The organism is Streptomyces sp. NPDC001700, from assembly GCF_053596435.1.
Genome location: NZ_JBSFGE010000004.1, coordinates 1 through 18,747 on the forward strand (window position 1 = coordinate 1; position 18,747 = coordinate 18,747).

General features: G+C 72.8%; 10 protein-coding genes. 8 read left to right on the plus strand and 2 right to left on the minus strand.

Annotated elements, in window-relative coordinates; all coding sequences use genetic code 11:
- Positions 1 to 101: 101 nt before the first annotated feature.
- Positions 102 to 6,506 carry an SDR family NAD(P)-dependent oxidoreductase gene (locus ACWC5C_RS08535; RefSeq protein ID WP_450874718.1) on the minus strand — a complete coding sequence of 2,135 codons (6,405 nt, stop codon included), beginning with the start codon at positions 6,504 to 6,506 and terminating at the stop codon, positions 102 to 104.
- A gap of 59 nt (positions 6,507 to 6,565) precedes the next feature.
- Positions 6,566 to 7,870, minus strand: coding sequence for a beta-ketoacyl synthase N-terminal-like domain-containing protein (locus ACWC5C_RS08540; protein WP_450874719.1), 1,305 nt, complete (start codon positions 7,868 to 7,870; stop codon positions 6,566 to 6,568).
- A gap of 336 nt (positions 7,871 to 8,206) precedes the next feature.
- Here ACWC5C_RS08540 and ACWC5C_RS08545 point away from each other — a divergent pair, with 336 nt between their 5' ends.
- From ACWC5C_RS08545 to ACWC5C_RS08580, 8 genes are all read left to right on the plus strand, one after another.
- Positions 8,207 to 8,719 carry an Lrp/AsnC family transcriptional regulator gene (locus tag ACWC5C_RS08545; protein ID WP_385448327.1) on the plus strand — a complete coding sequence of 171 codons (513 nt, stop codon included), beginning with the start codon at positions 8,207 to 8,209 and terminating at the stop codon, positions 8,717 to 8,719.
- 122 nt (positions 8,720 to 8,841) lie between these two features.
- The gene (ddaH, locus tag ACWC5C_RS08550) at positions 8,842 to 9,651 is read left to right on the plus strand and encodes a dimethylargininase (protein ID WP_385448330.1); all 810 of its coding nucleotides are present in this window, start codon (positions 8,842 to 8,844) and stop codon (positions 9,649 to 9,651) included.
- Entirely contained in the window at positions 9,651 to 10,925 is a 1,275-nt protein-coding gene (rocD, locus tag ACWC5C_RS08555; RefSeq protein ID WP_450874720.1) for an ornithine--oxo-acid transaminase, read from the plus strand. The genes ddaH and rocD overlap by 1 nt, the downstream gene beginning before the upstream one ends.
- 356 nt (positions 10,926 to 11,281) lie before the next feature.
- Entirely contained in the window at positions 11,282 to 11,896 is a 615-nt protein-coding gene (locus ACWC5C_RS08560; RefSeq protein WP_450874721.1) for a hypothetical protein, read from the plus strand.
- Positions 11,884 to 14,103 (plus strand): aminodeoxychorismate synthase component I, encoded by a 2,220-nt coding sequence (gene pabB / locus ACWC5C_RS08565; RefSeq protein WP_450874722.1) that lies wholly within the window; start codon positions 11,884 to 11,886, stop codon positions 14,101 to 14,103. Before ACWC5C_RS08560 ends, pabB begins: the two co-directional genes overlap by 13 nt.
- An 80-nt stretch (positions 14,104 to 14,183) precedes the next feature.
- Positions 14,184 to 15,722 (plus strand): AMP-binding protein, encoded by a 1,539-nt coding sequence (locus ACWC5C_RS08570; RefSeq protein WP_450875131.1) that lies wholly within the window; start codon positions 14,184 to 14,186, stop codon positions 15,720 to 15,722.
- Between the two features lie 86 nt (positions 15,723 to 15,808).
- Entirely contained in the window at positions 15,809 to 17,404 is a 1,596-nt protein-coding gene (locus ACWC5C_RS08575; RefSeq protein ID WP_450874723.1) for a class I adenylate-forming enzyme family protein, read from the plus strand.
- Positions 17,397 to 18,638: an FAD-dependent monooxygenase gene (locus ACWC5C_RS08580; protein WP_450874724.1), complete on the plus strand. Its 1,242-nt coding sequence runs from the start codon at positions 17,397 to 17,399 to the stop codon at positions 18,636 to 18,638. The genes ACWC5C_RS08575 and ACWC5C_RS08580 overlap by 8 nt, the downstream gene beginning before the upstream one ends.
- Positions 18,639 to 18,747 lie beyond the last annotated feature (109 nt).

Genomic DNA, 18,747 nt, shown 5'->3' on the forward strand with positions numbered 1-18,747 from the left:
TTTATGGGGGGGGCCGGGGGGTTTTGTGTGCGGGGGTGTTGGTTGGCCGTCGGGGGGGGGGGGTTCTCGGACACCGGCCCCCCCCCGCAGCCGTCGGGCCACTAGGCGCTCAGCCGTTCCTGCCGATCGTCCAGTTCCAGGCCCATGTGCTGGGCCAGGCCGATGGCGAGGGCCGCCACATGGGGGTGCTGCCAGACGAAGTTGGCGGCGAGCTTGATGTTCAGGCCGGTTTCCAGGCGTACCCGCAGCTCCATGGCGAGCAGCGAGTCGAAGCCCAGGGACTTCAGCGGGGTCTGCGGATCGAGGGTGGTGCTGCTCAGCCGCAGGACGACCCGGATGTGGTCGGTCAGATACGCCTCCAGGGCGGCGCGGCGGGCGAATCCGGCCGGGATGGCGGTCAGCCGGGCCCGGATGTCGTCGGTGTTCTCCCCGGCGTCGGCCACCTGGCCCTCGCCGGGGACGAGGTGGCCGAACAGGGACGAGTGGCGCCCGGCCGCCGGGATCCAGCTGACGGGTTCGCCGGGGATGACACCGGTGTGCACCCGCCCGTACGCCAGGAGGGTGCCGAGCGCGCGCAGGCCCTCGTCGGTGGGGATGGTCCGGTAGCCACGGTCGGCGAAACCGGTGGCGACACCGGTCTCGCCCCACGGGCCCCAGTTCACGGCCAGCGTGCGCAGGCCCTGGGCAGAGCGCCAGGCGGCGAAGCCGTCCAGCCAGGCGTTCGCGGCGGCGTAGGCGCCCTGCCCGGGGTTGCCGAGCAGCGAGGCCATCGAGGAGAACACCGCGAACCAGTCGGGCCGCAGTCCGGCGGTGGCCCGGTGCAGCCGCCACGCCCCGGTGACCTTCGGTGTCCACACCCGGCCCAGCTGGTCCTCGCGGATGTTGGTGACCGCCGCGTCGTCGAGGACCATGGCGCAGTGGACGACGCCGTCGAGCCGTGCCCCGTCAGCGGTGGCGGCGGCCACCAGCCGCTCGGCGGTGCCGGGGCGGCCGATGTCGCCGAGGATGACGGTGACCTTGGTGCCGGTGGCCGACACTTCGCCGAGGGTCTGCGCGTCGGCGCCCACGGGTGCGGTACGGCCGTTGAGCACGAGGTGGCCCGCGCCCTGCCCGGCCAGCCAGCGGGCGGTGGCGAGGCCGAGGCCCCGCAGCCCACCGGTGATCAGATACGTGCCGCCCTCGCGCACCGGGACGGGCCCGTCGGGCAGGACGGCGCTGACGTCGCCCTGCTGCGGGAGGGTCAGCACCAGTTTGCCGAGGTGGCGGGCGCCCGCCATCTGCCGGAACGCCTCGGTGACATCGGCCAGCGGATAGGTGGTGCACCGCAGGGGCTTCAGGCGCCCGGCGGCGAACTGGTCGAGTACCTCGTGCAGCGCGGCGGCGAACACCTCGCGGCGGGAGGTCTGGAGTTCCACGAGGTCGACCGTGGAGAAGGTGATGTTGTGGCGCAGGGGCGAGAGCCCGAGCGGGGCGTCGGAGAGGATGTCGCGGACGCCGAGTTCGATGAAGCGGCCGAAGGGGCGCAGCGACTCAAGACCGGCCCGGATGGCCGCGCCGGACAGGGAGTTGAGGACGACGTCGACGCCCTCGCAGCCGGTGGCCGCCATGACCTCGTCGCGGAAGTCGAGCGAGCGGGAGTCCATGACGTGGGTGATGCCCATGGAGTGCAGATAGCGGCGCTTGTCCTCGCTGCCCGCGGTGGCCAGCACCTCGGCACCCAGCAGCCGGGCGACGGCGATGGCGGCCAGTCCGGTGCCGCCGGTGGCCGAGTGGATCAGCACCCGCTCGCCCTCCGTGACCCGGCCGATGTGGCGCAGCGCGTACCAGGCGGTGAGGAAGGCCAGGGGCAGTCCGGCGGCGGTGGCCGGGTCGAGTCCTTCGGGTGTGGGAGCGGTGCAGTCGGCGGGTACGACGGTGAAGGAGCCGAAGGCGCCGCCGCGCGCGTCGGCCGCCACGACCCGGTCGCCGACGCGGACGTGGTCGACGCCGGGGCCGACCGAGGTCACCTCACCGGCGCATTCGAAGCCCATCCGGTAGCGGACGTCACCGTCGCCGGGGAGCAGGCCCATGGCGGTGAGGACGTCGCGGAAGTTCATGCCCGCGGCCAGGACGCGCAGTTCGGCCTCGCCGGGGCCGGGCGGGCGCCGCCCGGCGGTGGTCAGTTCCAGGGTGCCGAGGTCGCCGAGGCGTCCGGCCCGCAGCCGGAAGCCGTCGGTGCCGCAGCGTACGGTGCGGGCGGCGGCCGTGGTGCGTTCGGTGTCGGTCAGGGGTGCGTAGGCGAGCCGGGCGGTGTGGCGGGTGCCGCCACGGAGGGCGATCTCGTCCTCCGTGGCGGCGTCGGCGAGGAGTTCGGGGACGAGGTCGAGGGGTGCGGCCGGGTCGGTGTCGACCAGGGTGGCGCGCAGTTCGGGGTGTTCGTACGCGAGCACCCGCACCAGTCCGCGCAGTGCGCTCTGCGCCGGGTCGGGCACGTCGTCGGGCGCCACGGCCCGGGCGCCACGGGTGACGGCGTACAGGCGCGGCGGGTCGGCGGGATGGGCGGGGACGGCGGTCACGGTGGGACCGGCGGCGAGGGCCTGGGCGGTGGCGAGCAGCCGCCGGGTGCGGCGCAGCGCGTCATCGCCGCTGTCGTCCGCAGCCGTGGCCTCGGAATCGCTGGTACGTGGCGCGGTGCCGCACAGGAGGACGACGCCGCGCGGCAGGGCGCCGGGGCCGGTCAGCCGGGCGGTCAGATCGTCGCGGAGGGCGTCGAGCCGTGCGTCGTCCAGAGGCGGGTCCCAGACCCGGGCGGTGGCTCCGGCGGCGCGCAGCGCGTCGGCCGTGGTGTGGGCGGAGCCGTCTCCCTCGCCGACGACGAGCCAGTGGCCGGGCGCGCGGTCGCCGTCCGGGGCGGGCAGCGTGGCGCGTTTCCAGCCGACCTCCAGGAACCACTGGTCGACCTCGGTGGTCGGCTGGACGGCGCGGCGGGCGATGCGCAGGCCGTCGATGGCGAGGATCGGGCGGCCTTCCCCGTCGAGCAGCCGGATGTGGCCGACGAGGACCCCGGCGGTGGACTCGGCGGTCAGCCGGGCGTGGCAGTAGACGGCGGTGGCGGGGTCGCCGAGGACGCGGGCGGTCTGGATCCCGACGGGCAGGACAAGACCCTGGTCGGCGTCCTTCAGGAGCCCGGCGACCAGGAGCTGGGCGCACAGGTCGACCAGGACGGGGTGGATGCGCAATGCGTGTCCGGGGCTGCGGGCGGCGTCGGGGATCCGTACCCGGGCCCAGAAGCTGTTGCCGTGGCGGGAGGTGTGCACCTCGGTGATCCCGTTGAACGCCGGGCCGTGTTCGATGCCCCGCTCCCGCAGGTTGCCGTACAGGGCGGCCGGTTCGATGGGGACGGGGTGGCGCAGGGCCAGGGTGCGTACGGAGGCGGGGCGGGGCTTCGGGGGCGCTGCGAGGCGGCGCAGGACCGCACCGGCCTGCCGGATCCAGGTGCCGTCCTCGCCTCGGCCGAAGATCTCGCAGGTGGCGCGGTCGGCGGCGGCCACGGTCACGGTGGTGCTGAGGTCGGTGTGTTCGGCGATGGTCAGGAGTTCGTGGAAGCGCAGATCGGTGACCTCGACCTCGGTGGGGGCTGCGTCGAAGACCTGGCAGGCGGTGGTGAGGGCGAGCGCGTAGTAGGCGGCGCCGGGCAGCACGGGGGTGCCGTGCACCCGGTGGTCGTCCAGCCAGGGCAGGGTGGCGGTGCCGGTGCTGGCGCGCCAGGAGTGGCGGAGGGATTCGCCGGGCACTTCGGTGTGGCTGCCGGGCAGTTCGGTGGCGGGCCGAGCGGTGGTGTCGGCGGGGAGCGCGGGGGTGGCCCAGTGGGGGGTGCGGTCGAAGGTGATGGCGGGGACGTCGGCGAGGTCGCCGTCCCCGTACAGGTGTGCCCAGTCGACGGGGACGCCCGCGCAGTGGAGGGCGGCGAGCTGGGTGCGGAAGGTGGTGGTCTCGTCCTCGCCGCGGCGCAGGGTGGGCAGGACGACCGGGTCCCGGGTCAGTCCGGCGAGGGTGCGGGTGACGGGGTGGGTGACCACGGGGTGCGGGGAGACCTCCACGTACACCAGGTGGCGGTCGGCCGCGGCGGCGGCGAGCGCGGTGGAGAAGCGGACCGGGCGGCGGAGGTTGGCGCACCAGTAGTCGGCGTCGAAGGCGGGCAGGTCGTGTGGGTCGTCGAGGACGGTGGTGTAGAAGGGGATGTCCGGCCGACGAGGCGTCAGATCGGCGAGGACGGTGTGCAATTCGGGGAGCAGCGGGTCGACCTGCGGGGAGTGCGAGGCGACGTCGACGGCCACCAAGGCGGCGGGGACGCCCCGGGCCTCCCAGTCGGCGACGAGCCGTTCCACGCGCGCGGTGTCACCGGCCACGACGGTGGAGCCGGGCGCGGCCATCACGGCGACGGTGACGGCTCCGGAGGCGGCCCGGTCGAGTTCGGCCTGCACCTCGTCGGCGGACAGGCCCACGGTGGCCATGGCGCCGTTTCCGGCGACCCGGGTGAGCAGCGCGGAGCGGCGGCAGATGACCTTGACGCCGTCGGCCAGGGAGAGCGCCCCGGCCACCACGGCGGCCGCCACCTCGCCCATGGAGTGGCCGACGACCCCGGCGGGTTCGACGCCATGGGCGCGCCAGGTGGCGGCGAGGGCGGTCTGCAGGGCGAACAGCACGGGCTGGACGCGGGCGCAGCCGGTCACCGGCTCGCTCGCGCGGATGATGTCGAGCACCGAGAATCCGGTCTCGGCGGCGATGAGTTCATCGGCCTCGGCGAGGGCGGCGGCGAAGGCGGGTTCGCGCTCCAGCAGGCCGCGTCCCATGCCGGGCCACTGCGAGCCCTGTCCGGAGAACACCCACACCGGCCGCCGGGACACTTCCGCTCCCACGGCGCCGGTCACCACCGCGGGGTGGGCCTGGCCGGTGGCGAACGCCCGTAGAGCCTCGGCGAGTTCGCCGTGGGTGGTGGCGGTGACGCCGAGGCGGCCGCGGCCGGCGGCCCGGCGCAGGGCGAGGGTGTGGGCGATGTCGCGCAGCGGTACGGCCGCGCCGTCACCCTCCAGCCAGTCGGCCATGCGCCGCGCCGCGACCGGCAGCGCGGCGGGTGACCCGGCCGGGAGGAGGACGATGTGCGGGTCGGTGGCGACGCCGGTGTGCCGTGGCCGTTGCACACGGGGGCGGGCCGGGGTGGCGGGCGGCTGTTCCAGCACCACATGGGCGTTGGTCCCGGAGAACCCGAAGGAGGAGACGGCCGCGACGCGGGGGCCGGTGCGCACGGGCCAGGGGGTGAGTTCCCGGGGGACGAAGAAGCGGGTGGCGTCGGCTGCGATGGCCGGGTTCCAGCGGGTGAAGTGCAGATTGGGCGGGATGAGGCCCTGGTTCAGGCAGAGGACGGCCTTGATGAGGCCGGTGACCCCGGCGGCGGGTTCGAGGTGGCCGAGGTTGGTTTTGACGGACGCCAGGGCGCAGCGGTCCCGGCCGGTGCCGTACACCTCGGCGAGGCTGCCGAATTCGACGGGGTCACCGACCGGGGTGCCGGTGCCATGGGTTTCGATCATGCCGACGTCGGCGGCGTCGATTCCGGCGCGGGCGAGCGCCTCCTCGTACAGGGCGCGCTGGGCGGTGGGCGAGGGCGCGGCGAGCCCGTCGGAGTGGCCGTCCTGGTTGACGGCGGAGCCGCGCAGCACGGCGAGGACACGGTCCTGGTCGCGGATGGCGTCGGGGAGGCGCTTGAGGACGACGATGCCGCAGCCCTCGCCGCGTACGAAGCCGTCGGCGGCGGCGTCGAAGGCGTGGCAGTGGCCGGTGTGGGAGAGCATGCCCATCCGGTCGAAGGAGCGGGTGACTCTGGGTTCGAACATCAGGGTGACGCCACCGGCGAGGGCGAGGTCGCATTCGCCGGTGCGCAGCGCCTGGGCCGCGAGGTGCACGGCGACCAGGGAGGAGGAGCAGGCGGTGTCCAGGGCCAGGCAGGGTCCCCGGAGGCCGAGGAGGTAGGAGATCCGGCCCGCGGCGACGCAGTGCGCGTTGGACAGGGCGGAGCCCTGCTGTTCCTGGGTGTGCCGGTCGAGGCGGTCCGCGTAGTCGTTGTAGCTGAGGCCGGTGAAGACGCCGGTGGAGGTGCCCGCGAGCCGGTCCGGGGGTGCTCCGGCGTGTTCCAGGGCCTCCCAGGCCACTTCGAGGAGCAGCCGGTGCTGGGGGTCGAGGACGTCGGCCTCGCGGCCGGAGACGCCGAAGAAGTCGGCGTCGAAGCCGGACACTTCGCGCAGATAGCCGCCGACGGCGGGCAGGCCGGAGCCGTCCGCCGGGCCGGTGGGGGGCGGTGTTCCCCACAGGGCGGTGCGCTCGGCGGGGGGCGCGGCGACCGCGTCCCGCCCTTCGGCGAGCAGCTGCCACAGGGCGGCGGGCGAGTCGACGTCTCCGGGGAGGCGGCAGCCCATGCCGACGATGGCTATGCGGGTGGGCGGGCGGGCGGAGGCAGGGGTGTTGTGACGCATCGGGGTCTCCGAGGGGGTGTTCGGCCTGAGGGGTGGAGGCCGGGGGTGGTTCAACGGACTTAGAGGGCGTCCGGGCTGCCCAGCAGCATGGCGTGCTTCACGCCGCCGATCTGGTAGTTGAAGCTCAGCGCGTAGTCGAAGTCGAGGGGGCGGGTGCGGGTGCCGGGGACCGGGTCGAAGGGCAGCCCGTCGGCGGGTTCCTCGCAGTTGGCGGTGGGGCACACCGCGCCCTGTTCCATCATCATCAGGGTCAGGGCGGCGCCGACGCAGCCGATGGGTGACCCGTGGTGGCCGAAGCAGGCCTCCTGGGTGGTCATCAGGACGGAGCTGTCCGGCCCGTACAGCTCCCGGATGGTGTTGACCTCCAGGGCGGTGACGGCCGCGCCGCCGTCGCAGGCGCCGTTGACGTACGGGATCTGCTCGATCCGCCACCGGTCCCCGAGGCAGGCGCGGACGGCCCGGACGAGCTGTGCGCCGCCCGCGTCGGTGGCGAGGGGGTTGTCGAGGCCGTCGCGGGTCATGGCGGTGGCGAGCACCTGGCCGTAGAGGTGCGCGCCGCGGCGCAGGGCGTGTTCCCGGCTCTCCAGGATCACGGTGGCGGAGCCCTCGCCGTGGTTGATGCACTCGGCCCGCCGGTCGTAGGGGCGCATGAGGGAGTCGAACGAGGCGAGCAGGTCCGGCATCGCGGCGGCGTCCATCGCCTCGTGGGCGCGCTGCGCGCCCACTTGGAGCCGCTGGCCGTGCTGGATCAGGCCGATGTCGAAGACGTCGACCCCGGTCACGGCGGCCATCTCGACCTCGCCGGAGGCGATCATCCGGCGAGCGTTGCCGATCTGCACGGCGGCGGACGAGCAGCCGCAGGTCACCGTGAAGCAGGGGCCGGTGGAGCGGGCCGCCGCGGCCTGGACGACCGCGACGTCGGACGGGGTCGCGCCGAGCGCGGCCGCGACGAACATCTCCACGCCGTCCAGCGCGGTGGCCTCGTCGGACTGGGTGTTCAGCAGCGAGAGATAGACGCCGACGTTGGCGTCCACTCCGCCGCGTCCGACGAGGAGCGCCGCCTCGCTCAAATCGCCCGCGTGGAGGTCGAGTTCGGCGTCGGCGCAGGCCTCCACCAGGGACACCAGGCCGAACCGGTGGGCGTCGGTGTAGTGGCGGGCGAAGAACTCGGGGATTTCGGGGAGCCGTTCTCCGAAATGTTCTGGGGTGAGGTTCACCGCACCGTAGGCGATGTCCCGCTGGACGAGGGCGGAGCGGCCATGGGAGGCCATATCCCATACCTGCCCCGCGGTGAATACGGGCTCGGCGTCGCCCGGCAGGCAGAAACCCAGACCGGTGACCACGGCGTCCCGGGGTCTTTTCACCGGGCTCTCCTGAAGCTGATAATAGTTGTCATGACGACCACCTGATCACCAGTTGGAAACGAGTGAGGGATTAGAAGACGTTACGCCGCGGTAAGGACCGCCGAAAGGTTGTGCCGCATCACCGAGGCGGATACGGAAGGTACGGTGCCCGGATTCGTACGCCCGGCGCCCAGGGCACACCACGGATCCGCTATCGGGCCCCGTGTTCCCGTACACGCCCCCTCTTGCAGAAACTTACCGAAAACCCGGGAAACCAAGGGAAAACACCGAGGTTTGCGGGCATCTCATCGGTACGTCATTCCGACTGTTCATCACCGGTCGCCGAAAGGACCCCTCATGGCGAACCAGTCCGCACCCTTCGACGACCTGGACCGCAAGATCGTCGCGGCTCTGGTCGCGCATGCCCGGGCGAGCTTCACGGAGATCGGCGACGCGATCGGGCTGTCGGCGTCCGCGGTCAAGCGGCGGGTCGACCGGATGCGGGAGAACGACGTGATCACCGGCTTCACCACGACCGTGCGGCCGGCCGCCCTGGGCTGGCGGACCGAGGCGTACGTGGAGGTGTACTGCGACAGCGCGGCCCCGCCCCGGCGGCTGGCGGAGGTGGTGCGCAGCTACCCGGAGATCACCGCGGCCATGACGGTGACCGGCGGCGCCGACGCCCTGCTGCATGTCATGGCCAGGGACGTGGAGCATTTCGAGGAGGTGCTGGAGCGCATCCGGACCGAGCCCTTCATCCGGAAGACCATCAGCTACATGGTGCTGTCGCATCTGATCGCGGGCAGCGCCGAGGCGGGCGCCAGCCCCGCCGGCCCGCCCGAGGCCATGGACGCAATGAACGGTCGCTGAACCGGCCGGAGACGCAACATCACTGCGTCATCGCGCAATTTTCCTTTCTTGTGTCCCCTCTCGTCCGCTTTCTACCGTTGAACCATTCCCCCGGTCGCCCGCGGAAGCGAGAGGACTGCTCCGTGCCCCAGACCCGTGTGCCGCGCCCCCGGCGCTATCTGACCTGTCCCCCCGGATATTTCGATGTCCGGTATGCCATCAATCCCTGGATGCGCGAGGACACCGTGGTCGACACCGCGCTCGCCCAGACCCAGTGGGAGACGCTGATCCGCGCCTACCGCGACCACGGCCACCGGGTGGAGGCCGCCGAGGCGGTCCCCGGCCTGCCGGACATGGTGTTCGCGGCGAACTCGGCCCTGGTCCTGGCGGGCCGGGTCTTCGGCTCGCGGTTCCACGCCCCCCAGCGGCGGCCGGAGCAGCTCGCCTACACGTCCTGGTTCAAGGCGGCCGGATTCGAGGTGCACCAGCCGGAGGCGGTGAGCGAGGGCGAGGGCGACCTCGTGCCCGCGGGCCGGTTCATCCTGGCGGGCACCGGGTTCCGTACGACGCGCGCCGCCCACCAGGAGGTCCAGGAGTTCTTCGGGGTGCCGGTGATCAGCCTGCTCCTGGTGGACCCGTACTTCTACCACCTGGACACCGCCCTGTTCACGCTCGACGACGAGAACATCGCCTACTACCCGGGGGCGTTCTCCCCCGGGAGCCGTGAAGTCCTGGAGCGCCTCTTCCCGGAGGCGCTGATCGCCACACGGGACGACGCCATGGCCTTCGGGCTCAACTCCGTCTCCGACGGCCGTCATGTGTTCGTCGCCCCGCGCGCGACCGGCCTCATAGCCCAGCTCACCGACCGCGGTTACGTCCCCGTCCCCGTCGACCTGTCGGAGCTGCACAAGGCCGGCGGGGGCATCAAGTGCTGCACTCAGGAGATCCGCTGATGACCGCACCCGCCCGCACCGCACCCGCGTCCGCCGCCCCGGCCACCGGCGCCCCCGCCACCGGCTCCCGCCCCGCGCGCTCCTCGGACGAGCTGATCCACGCCGAGGAGTCCTCGCTCGCCCACAACTACCACCCGCTGCCCGTGGTCGCCTCCCGCGCCGAGGGCGTCTGGGTGTGGGACGTCGAGGGGCGCCGCTACCTCGACATGCTGGCCGGGTACTCGGCGCTCAACTTCGGCCACCGCCACCCGGCGCTCATCGAGGCCGCCCACCGCCAGCTCGACCAGCTCACCCTCACCTCCCGCGCCTTCCACAACGATCGGCTCGCCGGGTTCGCCGAGGGGCTGGCCCAGCTCACCGGCATGGAGACGGTGCTGCCGATGAACACCGGCGCGGAGGCGGTGGAGAGCGGCATCAAGCTGGCCCGCAAATGGGCGTACGAGGTCAAGGGCGTCGCCCCGGACCGGGCGACGATCGTGGTGGCCGACGGCAACTTCCACGGCCGCACCACGACGATCGTGGGGTTCTCCAGCGACCCGGTGGCCCGTACGGGGTTCGGCCCGTTCGCGCCGGGCTTCCGCGTCGTCCCGTACAACGACCTCGCCGCGCTGGAGGCGGCGGTCGACGAGACCACGGCGGCCGTGCTGATCGAGCCCATCCAGGGCGAGGCGGGCGTGCTGATCCCGGACGACGGCTATCTGCGCGGGGTGCGCGAACTCACCCGGCGGGCCGGGGCGCTGTTCATCGCCGACGAGATCCAGTCCGGCCTCGGCCGCACCGGCACCACCCTCGCCGTCGACCACGAGGCGGTGCGGCCGGATGTGCTGCTCCTCGGCAAGGCGCTGGGCGGCGGCATCGTGCCGGTCTCCGCCGTGGTCGCCGACCGCGCGGTGATGGGCGTGCTGCGCCCCGGCGAGCACGGCTCCACCTTCGGCGGCAATCCGCTGGCCGCCGCCGTCGGCTCGGCCGTGGTCGACCTCCTGAGCACCGGGGAATTCCAGCGCCGCGCCGCCGAGTTGGGCGAGGTGCTGGACGCCGGGCTGAGCGCGCTGCACGGCAAGGGCGTGGCGGGCCACCGCTGCCGGGGCCTGTGGGCCGGGGTCGATGTGGACCCGGCGCTGGGCACCGGGCGCGAGATCGGCGAGCGGCTGCTGCGCGAGGGCGTCCTGGTCAAGGACACCCACGGTTCGACGATCCGGCTGGCGCCGCCGCTGACCATCACCCGGGAGGAACTGGAGGCGGCACTCGCGTCGCTGGAGAAGGTTCTCGGCTGACCCCGGCGGGCTTACCCCGGAGAGCTTACCCAGCCCGAAACAGACCCGACGGCGACTTTGAGCGCCGGGCCGCATTACGTTCCATACGGCCCGGCGCTTCGTCATGTTCAACGCGTCTCCAAAAATCTTTTTCGCGGCCTCCTCCGAGCCCCTGTAACCGTAGATAACGCGCAGGTCACGGCCTTCTCATTCAGTTTTTATGTACGTTGTTGAGCATTCGACTGTTGCGGATCTCCCGATGTGGAACACTTCCTGTCAACTCGCCGGGAAGACCTGGTGGGGAGTATGAAGTCCTTGCAGGTCAGCATGGGTTGAGAAGGCGAGCGTGCAGGGTGCGGGAAGGAGTTGCGGCTGGAGTGGACACGGAACCGGTCACGGTGACGGCCGCATACCGGGTGGACCCCGGCCGCGAAACCGAGTTCTATGGCTGGGCGATTGAGATGCTCAATGCCGCGGCAAGTCTTCCGGGATACCTGGGAGGTGGCGTCATGGGCTCCGGTCAGGCGTCCTCGGAGTGGCACGTCATCTACCGATTCGACAGGGAAGTATCCGCACAGGCATGGGAAACCTCGCTCGAGCGCGCCCGGTTGGCGACTCGGGCCGGGCCCTTCGTACAAGAAAAGGGAACTCAGCGCACTTCAGGACTGCAGAACTGGTTGAAGGGTCCGGTGCGGCCGTTGCCGCCGCCCCCCAAATGGAAACTCTGGCTGGTGAACCTGAGCGCCGTGTTCCCCCCGGTCCTCATCTTCAACGTGCTGGTGATCCCGTTCCTCGAGGGCACCAATTTCCTGCTGCGGACCCTGGCTCTGTGTCTTGGCGTGACCGCGATGGTGACCTGGCTCGTCATGCCGCGCCTGCAGCGGCTCCTCAAGAAGTGGCTCTACCCGCCGCTTCAGTCGATCCGAGGACGTCACAGGCGCATGGTCGTGGACGGCCCGAAGCAAGGAGGCAAATCCGGATGGAATCGCTGAGGACGCTCCTCGTCGATAATTACGACTCGTACACGTACAACCTCTTCCATCTGCTCACCGAGGTCAACGGTGAGGAACCGGAGGTGCTTCTCAACGACGCGCCCGAAATGGCGCGCGTCGACCTCTCCGAGTTCGACAACATCGTGGTCTCCCCCGGCCCCGGACATCCGGCCGACGCCCGCGACTTCTCCGGCGCCGCCCGGCTGATCGAGCGCGCCACGATCCCGGTGCTGGGCGTGTGCCTGGGCCACCAGGGCATCGCGCTCGGCGCCCAGGCGCGGGTGGTACCCGCCCCCGAGCCGCGGCACGGCCATCTCTCCCGGATCAAGCACGGCGGGAAGGGCATCTTCCGCGGTATCCCCCAGGACTTCACCGCCGTCCGCTACCACTCGCTGTGCGTGGCCGAGCCGATGCCGCTGGGCCTCCAGGGCATCGCCTGGTCCGAGGACGGCGTCCTGATGGCGCTGCGCCACCGGGCCCGCCCGCTGTGGGGCGTGCAGTTCCACCCGGAGTCGGTGCTCACCGGATACGGCCACCGGATGTTCAGCAACCTCCGCGATCTGACCATCGAGCACGCCAACGGCGAGTCCGTGACGTCCACCGCGACCCCCGGCCAGCCCCGCAAGCCCCGCGCCCCGCGCCCCAGGAAGCCGCTGGTGGCGACCGCCCCGGCCACCGCCACCGCGGAGCCCCGCTCCTACCGGCTGCACGCCCGCTGGCTGGCCGACGCCACCGACACCGAGGCGGCCTTCACCCGGCTGTACGCGGACGCGCCGCGCGCCTTCTGGCTGGACAGCTCGCGGACCCAGTCCGGCGAGGCGCGCTTCTCCTTCCTCGGCGACGGACAGGGGCCGCTGGCCGAGTTCGTGGCGTACGACACCGCCACCCGGGTGTGCGAGATCGAGCGGCCCGGGAAGCCCGCCACCACGTACAAGGGCAGCGTCTTCGACTACCTCAAGCGGGAGCTGGCCGCCAGGAAGGTCCACGCCCCGGACCTGCCCTTCGACTTCACCGGCGGCTACGTGGGCTACCTCGGCTACGAGATGAAGGCCGACTGCGGCGCCCCCGGCCGCCACAAGGCCGCCACCCCGGACGCCTGCTGGCTCTTCGCCGACCGCTTCGTCGCGGTCGACCACCAGGAGGGCGTCACCTACGTCTGCTGCCTCAGCGAGGACACCCCCGACGGCCACCGCGACGCCAAGGAATGGCTGGACGCGACCGTGACCGTGCTCACCGGGGTGCCCGCGCGGAACGAGCCGCTGCCCGCGCCGCCGCCGCTCACCACCACCGCCGCCGTCGAACCCTGGCTGGTCCGGGACCGGGAGAAGTACCTGGCCTCGATCGAGGCGAGCCTGCGCGAGCTGCGGTCCGGCGTGAGCTACGAGGTCTGCCTCACCAACTCCGCGTGGCTGCCCGCCCCGAGCGACTCGTACACCTTCTACCGGACGCTGCGCCGCTTCAACCCGGCCCCGTACGCCGCCTATCTGCGGTTCGGCGACGCCGACGTGGCGTGCGCCTCCCCCGAGCGCTTCCTGCGCGTCACCCCCGACGGCATCGCCGAGGCCAAGCCGATCAAGGGCACGGCGCCGCGCTCCGGGGACGCCGACAAGGACGCCCGCGCGCTGGCCGCCCTCGCCACCAGCGCCAAGCCCCGGGCCGAGAACCTGATGATCGTCGACCTGCTCCGCAACGACCTGGGGCGGGTGTGCAAGCCGGGCAGTGTGTACGTCCCCCGGCTGATGAACACCGAGTCGTACGCCACCGTGCACCAGCTGGTGTCCACCGTGCGCGGCCGGCTGCGCCAGGACACCAGCACCGTCGACTGCGTACGCGCCTGCTTCCCGGGCGGCTCCATGACCGGCGCCCCCAAGCTGCGCACCATGGAGATCATCGACGCGCTGGAGTCCGAGGCCCGCGGCGTGTACTCGGGCGCCCTCGGCTTCCTCAGCACCAACGGCGCCGCCGATCTCAGCATCGTCATCCGCACCGCGGTGTTCACCGGCGGCCGGATGCACATCGGCGCGGGCGGCGCCATCATCCTCGACTCCGATCCGGCCGAGGAGTACGAGGAGATGCTGCTCAAGACCGCGGCGACGATGCGCGCCTACGACGCCTCGGAACAGCGGCCCGCCGGTGAGCTGGACGACCTGCTGGTAGCGGCGGCCCCGTCGCTGCCGGACGCACCCGCGAAGGAGCTGGAACGGTGACCGCTCTCTCGGATCTCTCCGGTCTCTCCGATCTCTCGGAGTCCGCCCTCGTCGAGCCGGTCCTCGGCCACTCCGGGCTCGTGTTATCCGGCCCCTCGGTCTTCGTCCCGTCGGTGTCCGCCAACGTGGCCGCGCATCTGGCCGCGCTCGCCGACCGGTGCGGCTGGTCGGACCGGCCCGCCTTCCTGGAGGCGCACCGGATCTGGACCCACGGCGAGGTCCACGACCGCGCCGCCCGCGCCGCCACCGTGCTGGCCGGGCGCGGCGTGGGCGCCGGGGACCGGGTGCTGATAGCGCTGCCCGACAGCGTCATGTGGGTGGCCACGTTCCTGGCCGTCGCCCGGCTGGGAGCGACGGCGGTGCTGGTCAACCCCGGGCTCACCGCCGACGACCACCGCTTCATGGCCGAGGACTCGGGGGCCGCGCTGTGTGTCTCGGGGCCCGATCTCCAGGACCACTTCGACGCGGCGCGCTGGCTCGGCGCGGACCAGCTGTCGGCGCTCACCTGCTCGGACGGCATCGACGCCGTGGCCGCGGCGCGGGACGCCGAGCCGGTGACGGCCGACGCCCCGCTGTACATCCAGTACACCTCGGGCACCACCGGCCGCCCGAAGGCGGTGACCCACACCCATGGCCATGTGGCCGCGTACTACGACCTGGTGGGGCGGGAGGTGCTGGACATCGGCCCGGACGACGTGACGTTCTCGGTGTCCAAGCTGTTCTACGCCTACGGGTTCGGGAACGCCTTCGTCTTCCCGCTGTTCTCGGGCTCGTCCGCGGTGCTGAGCGCGCAGCGCCCAGGACCCGGCCTCACCGACGACCTGGTGGCCCGGCACCGGGTGACCCTCCTGTATTCGGTGCCGTCCGCGTACGCCGCCCTGGTGGACGAGCGCGGCACCGGCCACACGCCGTGCTTCGCCTCGGTGCGCGCGGCGGTCAGCGCGGGCGAGACCATGCCGCGCGGTCTTGGCGAGCGGGTCGCCGAGATGCTGGGCGCCCCGGTCCTGGAGCAGATCGGCTCCACCGAGGCGGGCCACGCCTTCTGCGCGAACACCGTCTGGGAGAACGCCCCCGGCACGCTCGGCCGCCCGGTGCCGCGCTTCGAACTGGAGCTGCGGGACGGCAAGGGCGCCGTGGTGGCGGCCACCGACGGCGAGGCCGTCGAGGGCGAGCTGTGGGTGCGCGGGCCGACGGTGGCCTCCGTACGCCCGGCCGACGACGGCTGGCTCGCCACCCGGGACCGGGCCCGGCGCAATCCGGACGGCACGTACCAGCACCTGGGCCGGGTCGACGACCTGGAGATGGTCGGCGGGATCACCGTGTCCCCGCTGGAGGTCGAGGAGGTGCTGCGGCACCACCCGGCCGTGCGGGAGGTTGCGGTGGCCGCCGTCCCCGACAGCCGGGGCGCGACCCGGCTGCACGCCTTCGTGGTGCCGACCGCGCCGGTGGCCGGTGGCCGGACCGTGGACGAGCAGCGCCTGTCGGCCGATCTGATCGCGCTGGCCCGCAAGCGCCTCGCCGCGTTCAAGGCGCCGCGCACGGTGCGGGTGGTCACGTCCCTGCCCCGGACGCAGACCGGCAAGCTGCGGCGCCACGTCGTACGGACCGGCGCCTGGTGACCGCCGCCGGGCACCATTCCGGCCGCCCCCGGCACCCCGCCCCCGCGCGCCCCCTCGTGAACGATTCCGAACGGTAGGTACTGGATATGTTGGAGCGGCTACTCCCCGAGCGCGGGTTCTACCTCGGGCTGATGTTCCAGGAGGCCGCGGCCCGCCACGGCCGGGTCCGGGTGACGCTCGACCGCCCGCTGGACGTCGCCCCTGACGCCGGTACGGACCTCGGGTACACCGATCTGGCGGATCTGGTCGACGATCTGGCCGCCCGGCTGTGGTCGGCGGGGGTGCGGCCGAGCGAGCATGTGGCGATCCACAAGAGCGACAACGTCGACATCGTGCTGCTGGCCTGCGCCGTCTCCCGGATCGGCGCGGTGCCCGCGCTGCTGTCGCCCTCGCTGGACGGCGGGGTGGTCGCGGTGCTGCTCGACCGGCTGCACGCGCCCTGGCTGCTCACCGACCGGGCCGCGCTGGAATCCACCCTGAGCGGGCTGGACACCGGGCTCGCCCGTGGCGTGCTCACGGTGGACGAGGCGCCCGGCAAGGTGAACACGATCCCGCTCGCCAAGTTCGCCGGGGTGCCGCGCCGCGCGCCCATCCGGCTGCACCCCCGCGAGCCCTCGCTGATCACCCACAGCTCGGGCACCACCGGCATCCCCAAGCTGGCGGTGCACTGCGCGCACACCATGTGGAACCGGCTCGTACCGCAGCAGGCGCTGGGGCGGGCCACCCGTGGCGAGTCCGCCGCGCTGCACATGTCGTTCGTACACTCCCGCTTCTACCATCTGCTGGGCGTGCTGCTGCACTTCGGCAGCCCGCTGCTGCTGCTCCTCGACCCCGACCCGGCGCACGCGGGCCCGCTGCTGGCCAAGTACCGGCCCGGCATCGTGGAGACCCACCCCAACACCTTCGTGCTGTGGGAGGACCTGACCACCGCGCCCGGCATGCCGCTGGCCAACGTACGGGCGTACGGCTCCACCTTCGACGCCATCCATCCGCGCACCGTGCAGCGGCTGCTCGGCGCGTCCCGCCGCCGCGACCCCCGGCTGGTGCAGCTGTACGGGCAGAGCGAGACCGGGCCGATCGCCTTCGGCTGGTACACCCGGCGCGGCGCGGACCGGGTGCAGGGGCGGCGGGTGGGCACCGGCATCCCCGGGTTCACCCGGATCCGGGTGGTGGACGAGAAGGGCCGGACGTGTCCACCGGGCAAGCCGGGTGCCATCGAGGCCCGTACCCGTGGCCGCATCCTCACCTATCTCGGCGCCCCCGACCAGTACGCCCAGCAGGTGGACCGTGGCTGGTGGCGGATGGGCGACATGGGCTACCGCGACCGCTGGGGCGCGCTGTACCTGCTCGACCGCGAGGTCGACCAGCACGCCACGGTCGAGTCCAATCTGGAGGTCGAGGACGAGCTGCTGTCCCGGGTCGCCGAACTCCGCGAGGTGATCATCGTCCACGGTCCCAGTCTGGAGCCGGTGCCGGTGGTGTGCACCCGTGGCGACCAGCCGCTGGACGCGGGCCGCTGGCGGACGGCCACCTCGGGCCTGCCGCCACTGGCCGATCCGGTGCAGTGCCGCTTCGAGGACCTGCCGCGCACCGGCACCTGGAAGATCAAGCGGCTGGAGATCAGCCGGCTGCTGGCCGAGGGCGGACTGCCCACGCTGTCCACCGTCCAGGCCCATGGCTGACCCGGCGGCGGCCGAGCGGCCGGTCCTGGTGGTGGGCGCCGGGCCGGTCGGGATGACGGCGGCGCTCGCGCTGCGGGCCCGAGGACTGCCGGTCACCGTGCTGGAGTCGGGGGCGAAGGACCGGGTGCGGCCCGGGAGCCGGGCGCTGTTCGTGCACCGGCAGTCGCTGAAACTGCTGGAGGGCGCCCACCCCGGGCTCGGGCGGCGCATCGCGTCGTACGGCACGACCTGGCGGACCCGGCGCACCCTCTACCGCGGCCGTCAGGTGTTCGCCCGGACCTATCCGGAGGCCGCGGAGACCACGGACAGCGGCGGCGAGGGCAGGCTGCCCGCCTTCGCGAGCCTGCGCCAAGTGGACACCGAGCGGTTCCTGTACGAGGCCTGCCTGGAAGCGGGCGTGGACTTCCGCTTCGACGCCGAGGTGACCGGGGTCGAGGCCACCGGCACCGAGGTGACGGTGACGGCCGAGGACGGCGACAGCTGGACGGCGGCCCACGCGATCGCCGCCGACGGGGCCCGCTCCGGCGTGCGCCGGGCGCTGGACATCCCGCTGGAGGGCACCCGTTCCGACGGCTACCACGTGGTGGTGGACGTGGCGGATCCGGCGGGCGGGGAGTTGTCGGCCGAGCGGGTCTTCCACTACGAGCACCCCGCCGCCGGTGGCCGCACGGTGCTGCGGGTGCCGTTCACCGGCGGCTTCCAGATCGACCTGCAGTGCCGGGCGGACGACCCGCCGGGTACGTACGACACCGAGCAGGCGGTGCGCCGCTGGCTGCCCCGGCTGGTGGGCGCGGACTGCGCGCACCATGTGCTGTGGGTGTCCCGGTACCACTTCCTGCGCAAGGTGGCCGCGTCGTTCACCGATCCGGCGGGCCGGGTGCTGCTGGCGGGCGAGGCGGCGCATCTGTTCCCGCCGTTCGGGGCCCGCGGCATGAACAGCGGGATCGCGGACGCGGTCGCGGCGGCCGACGCCATATCGGTGGCATGCTCCGACCCTTCGCGGGCACCCGTGGCCATCGGCGAGTTCGCTTCCACCCGCCGTCGTGCCGCGCTGTTCAACAGCGTGGCCGCGGGGGCGGCCCTGGACCATATGCGGCCCCGCCGCTGGGGTCGGGTGACCCAGCGCGCGGCGGCCACGCTGGCCCCGGTGGTCCCCCGGTGCGGTGCGTGGCTGGAGCACGCCCCGTACGGCCCCCGTGGCGGCCCGATGGCCGACGCGGCGCGGAAGTACTGACGGTGGAGGGGAACGAAGACGTGAACACGGACACGAGCACGATCGCGGCGGCCCGGCACACCGGCCCGCACACCGGCCGGGAGAAGCCCTCCGAGCAGCAGCAGTGGAC

Coding starts and splice junctions, on each gene's coding strand:
- ACWC5C_RS08535 (WP_450874718.1), bottom strand. CDS start 6,506: ATGCGTCACAACACCCCTGCCTCCGCCCGCCCGCCCACCCGCATAGCC.
- ACWC5C_RS08545 (WP_385448327.1), top strand. CDS start 8,207: ATGGCGAACCAGTCCGCACCCTTCGACGACCTGGACCGCAAGATCGTC.
- rocD (WP_450874720.1), top strand. CDS start 9,651: ATGACCGCACCCGCCCGCACCGCACCCGCGTCCGCCGCCCCGGCCACC.
- pabB (WP_450874722.1), top strand. CDS start 11,884: ATGGAATCGCTGAGGACGCTCCTCGTCGATAATTACGACTCGTACACG.
- ACWC5C_RS08575 (WP_450874723.1), top strand. CDS start 15,809: ATGTTGGAGCGGCTACTCCCCGAGCGCGGGTTCTACCTCGGGCTGATG.
- ACWC5C_RS08580 (WP_450874724.1), top strand. CDS start 17,397: ATGGCTGACCCGGCGGCGGCCGAGCGGCCGGTCCTGGTGGTGGGCGCC.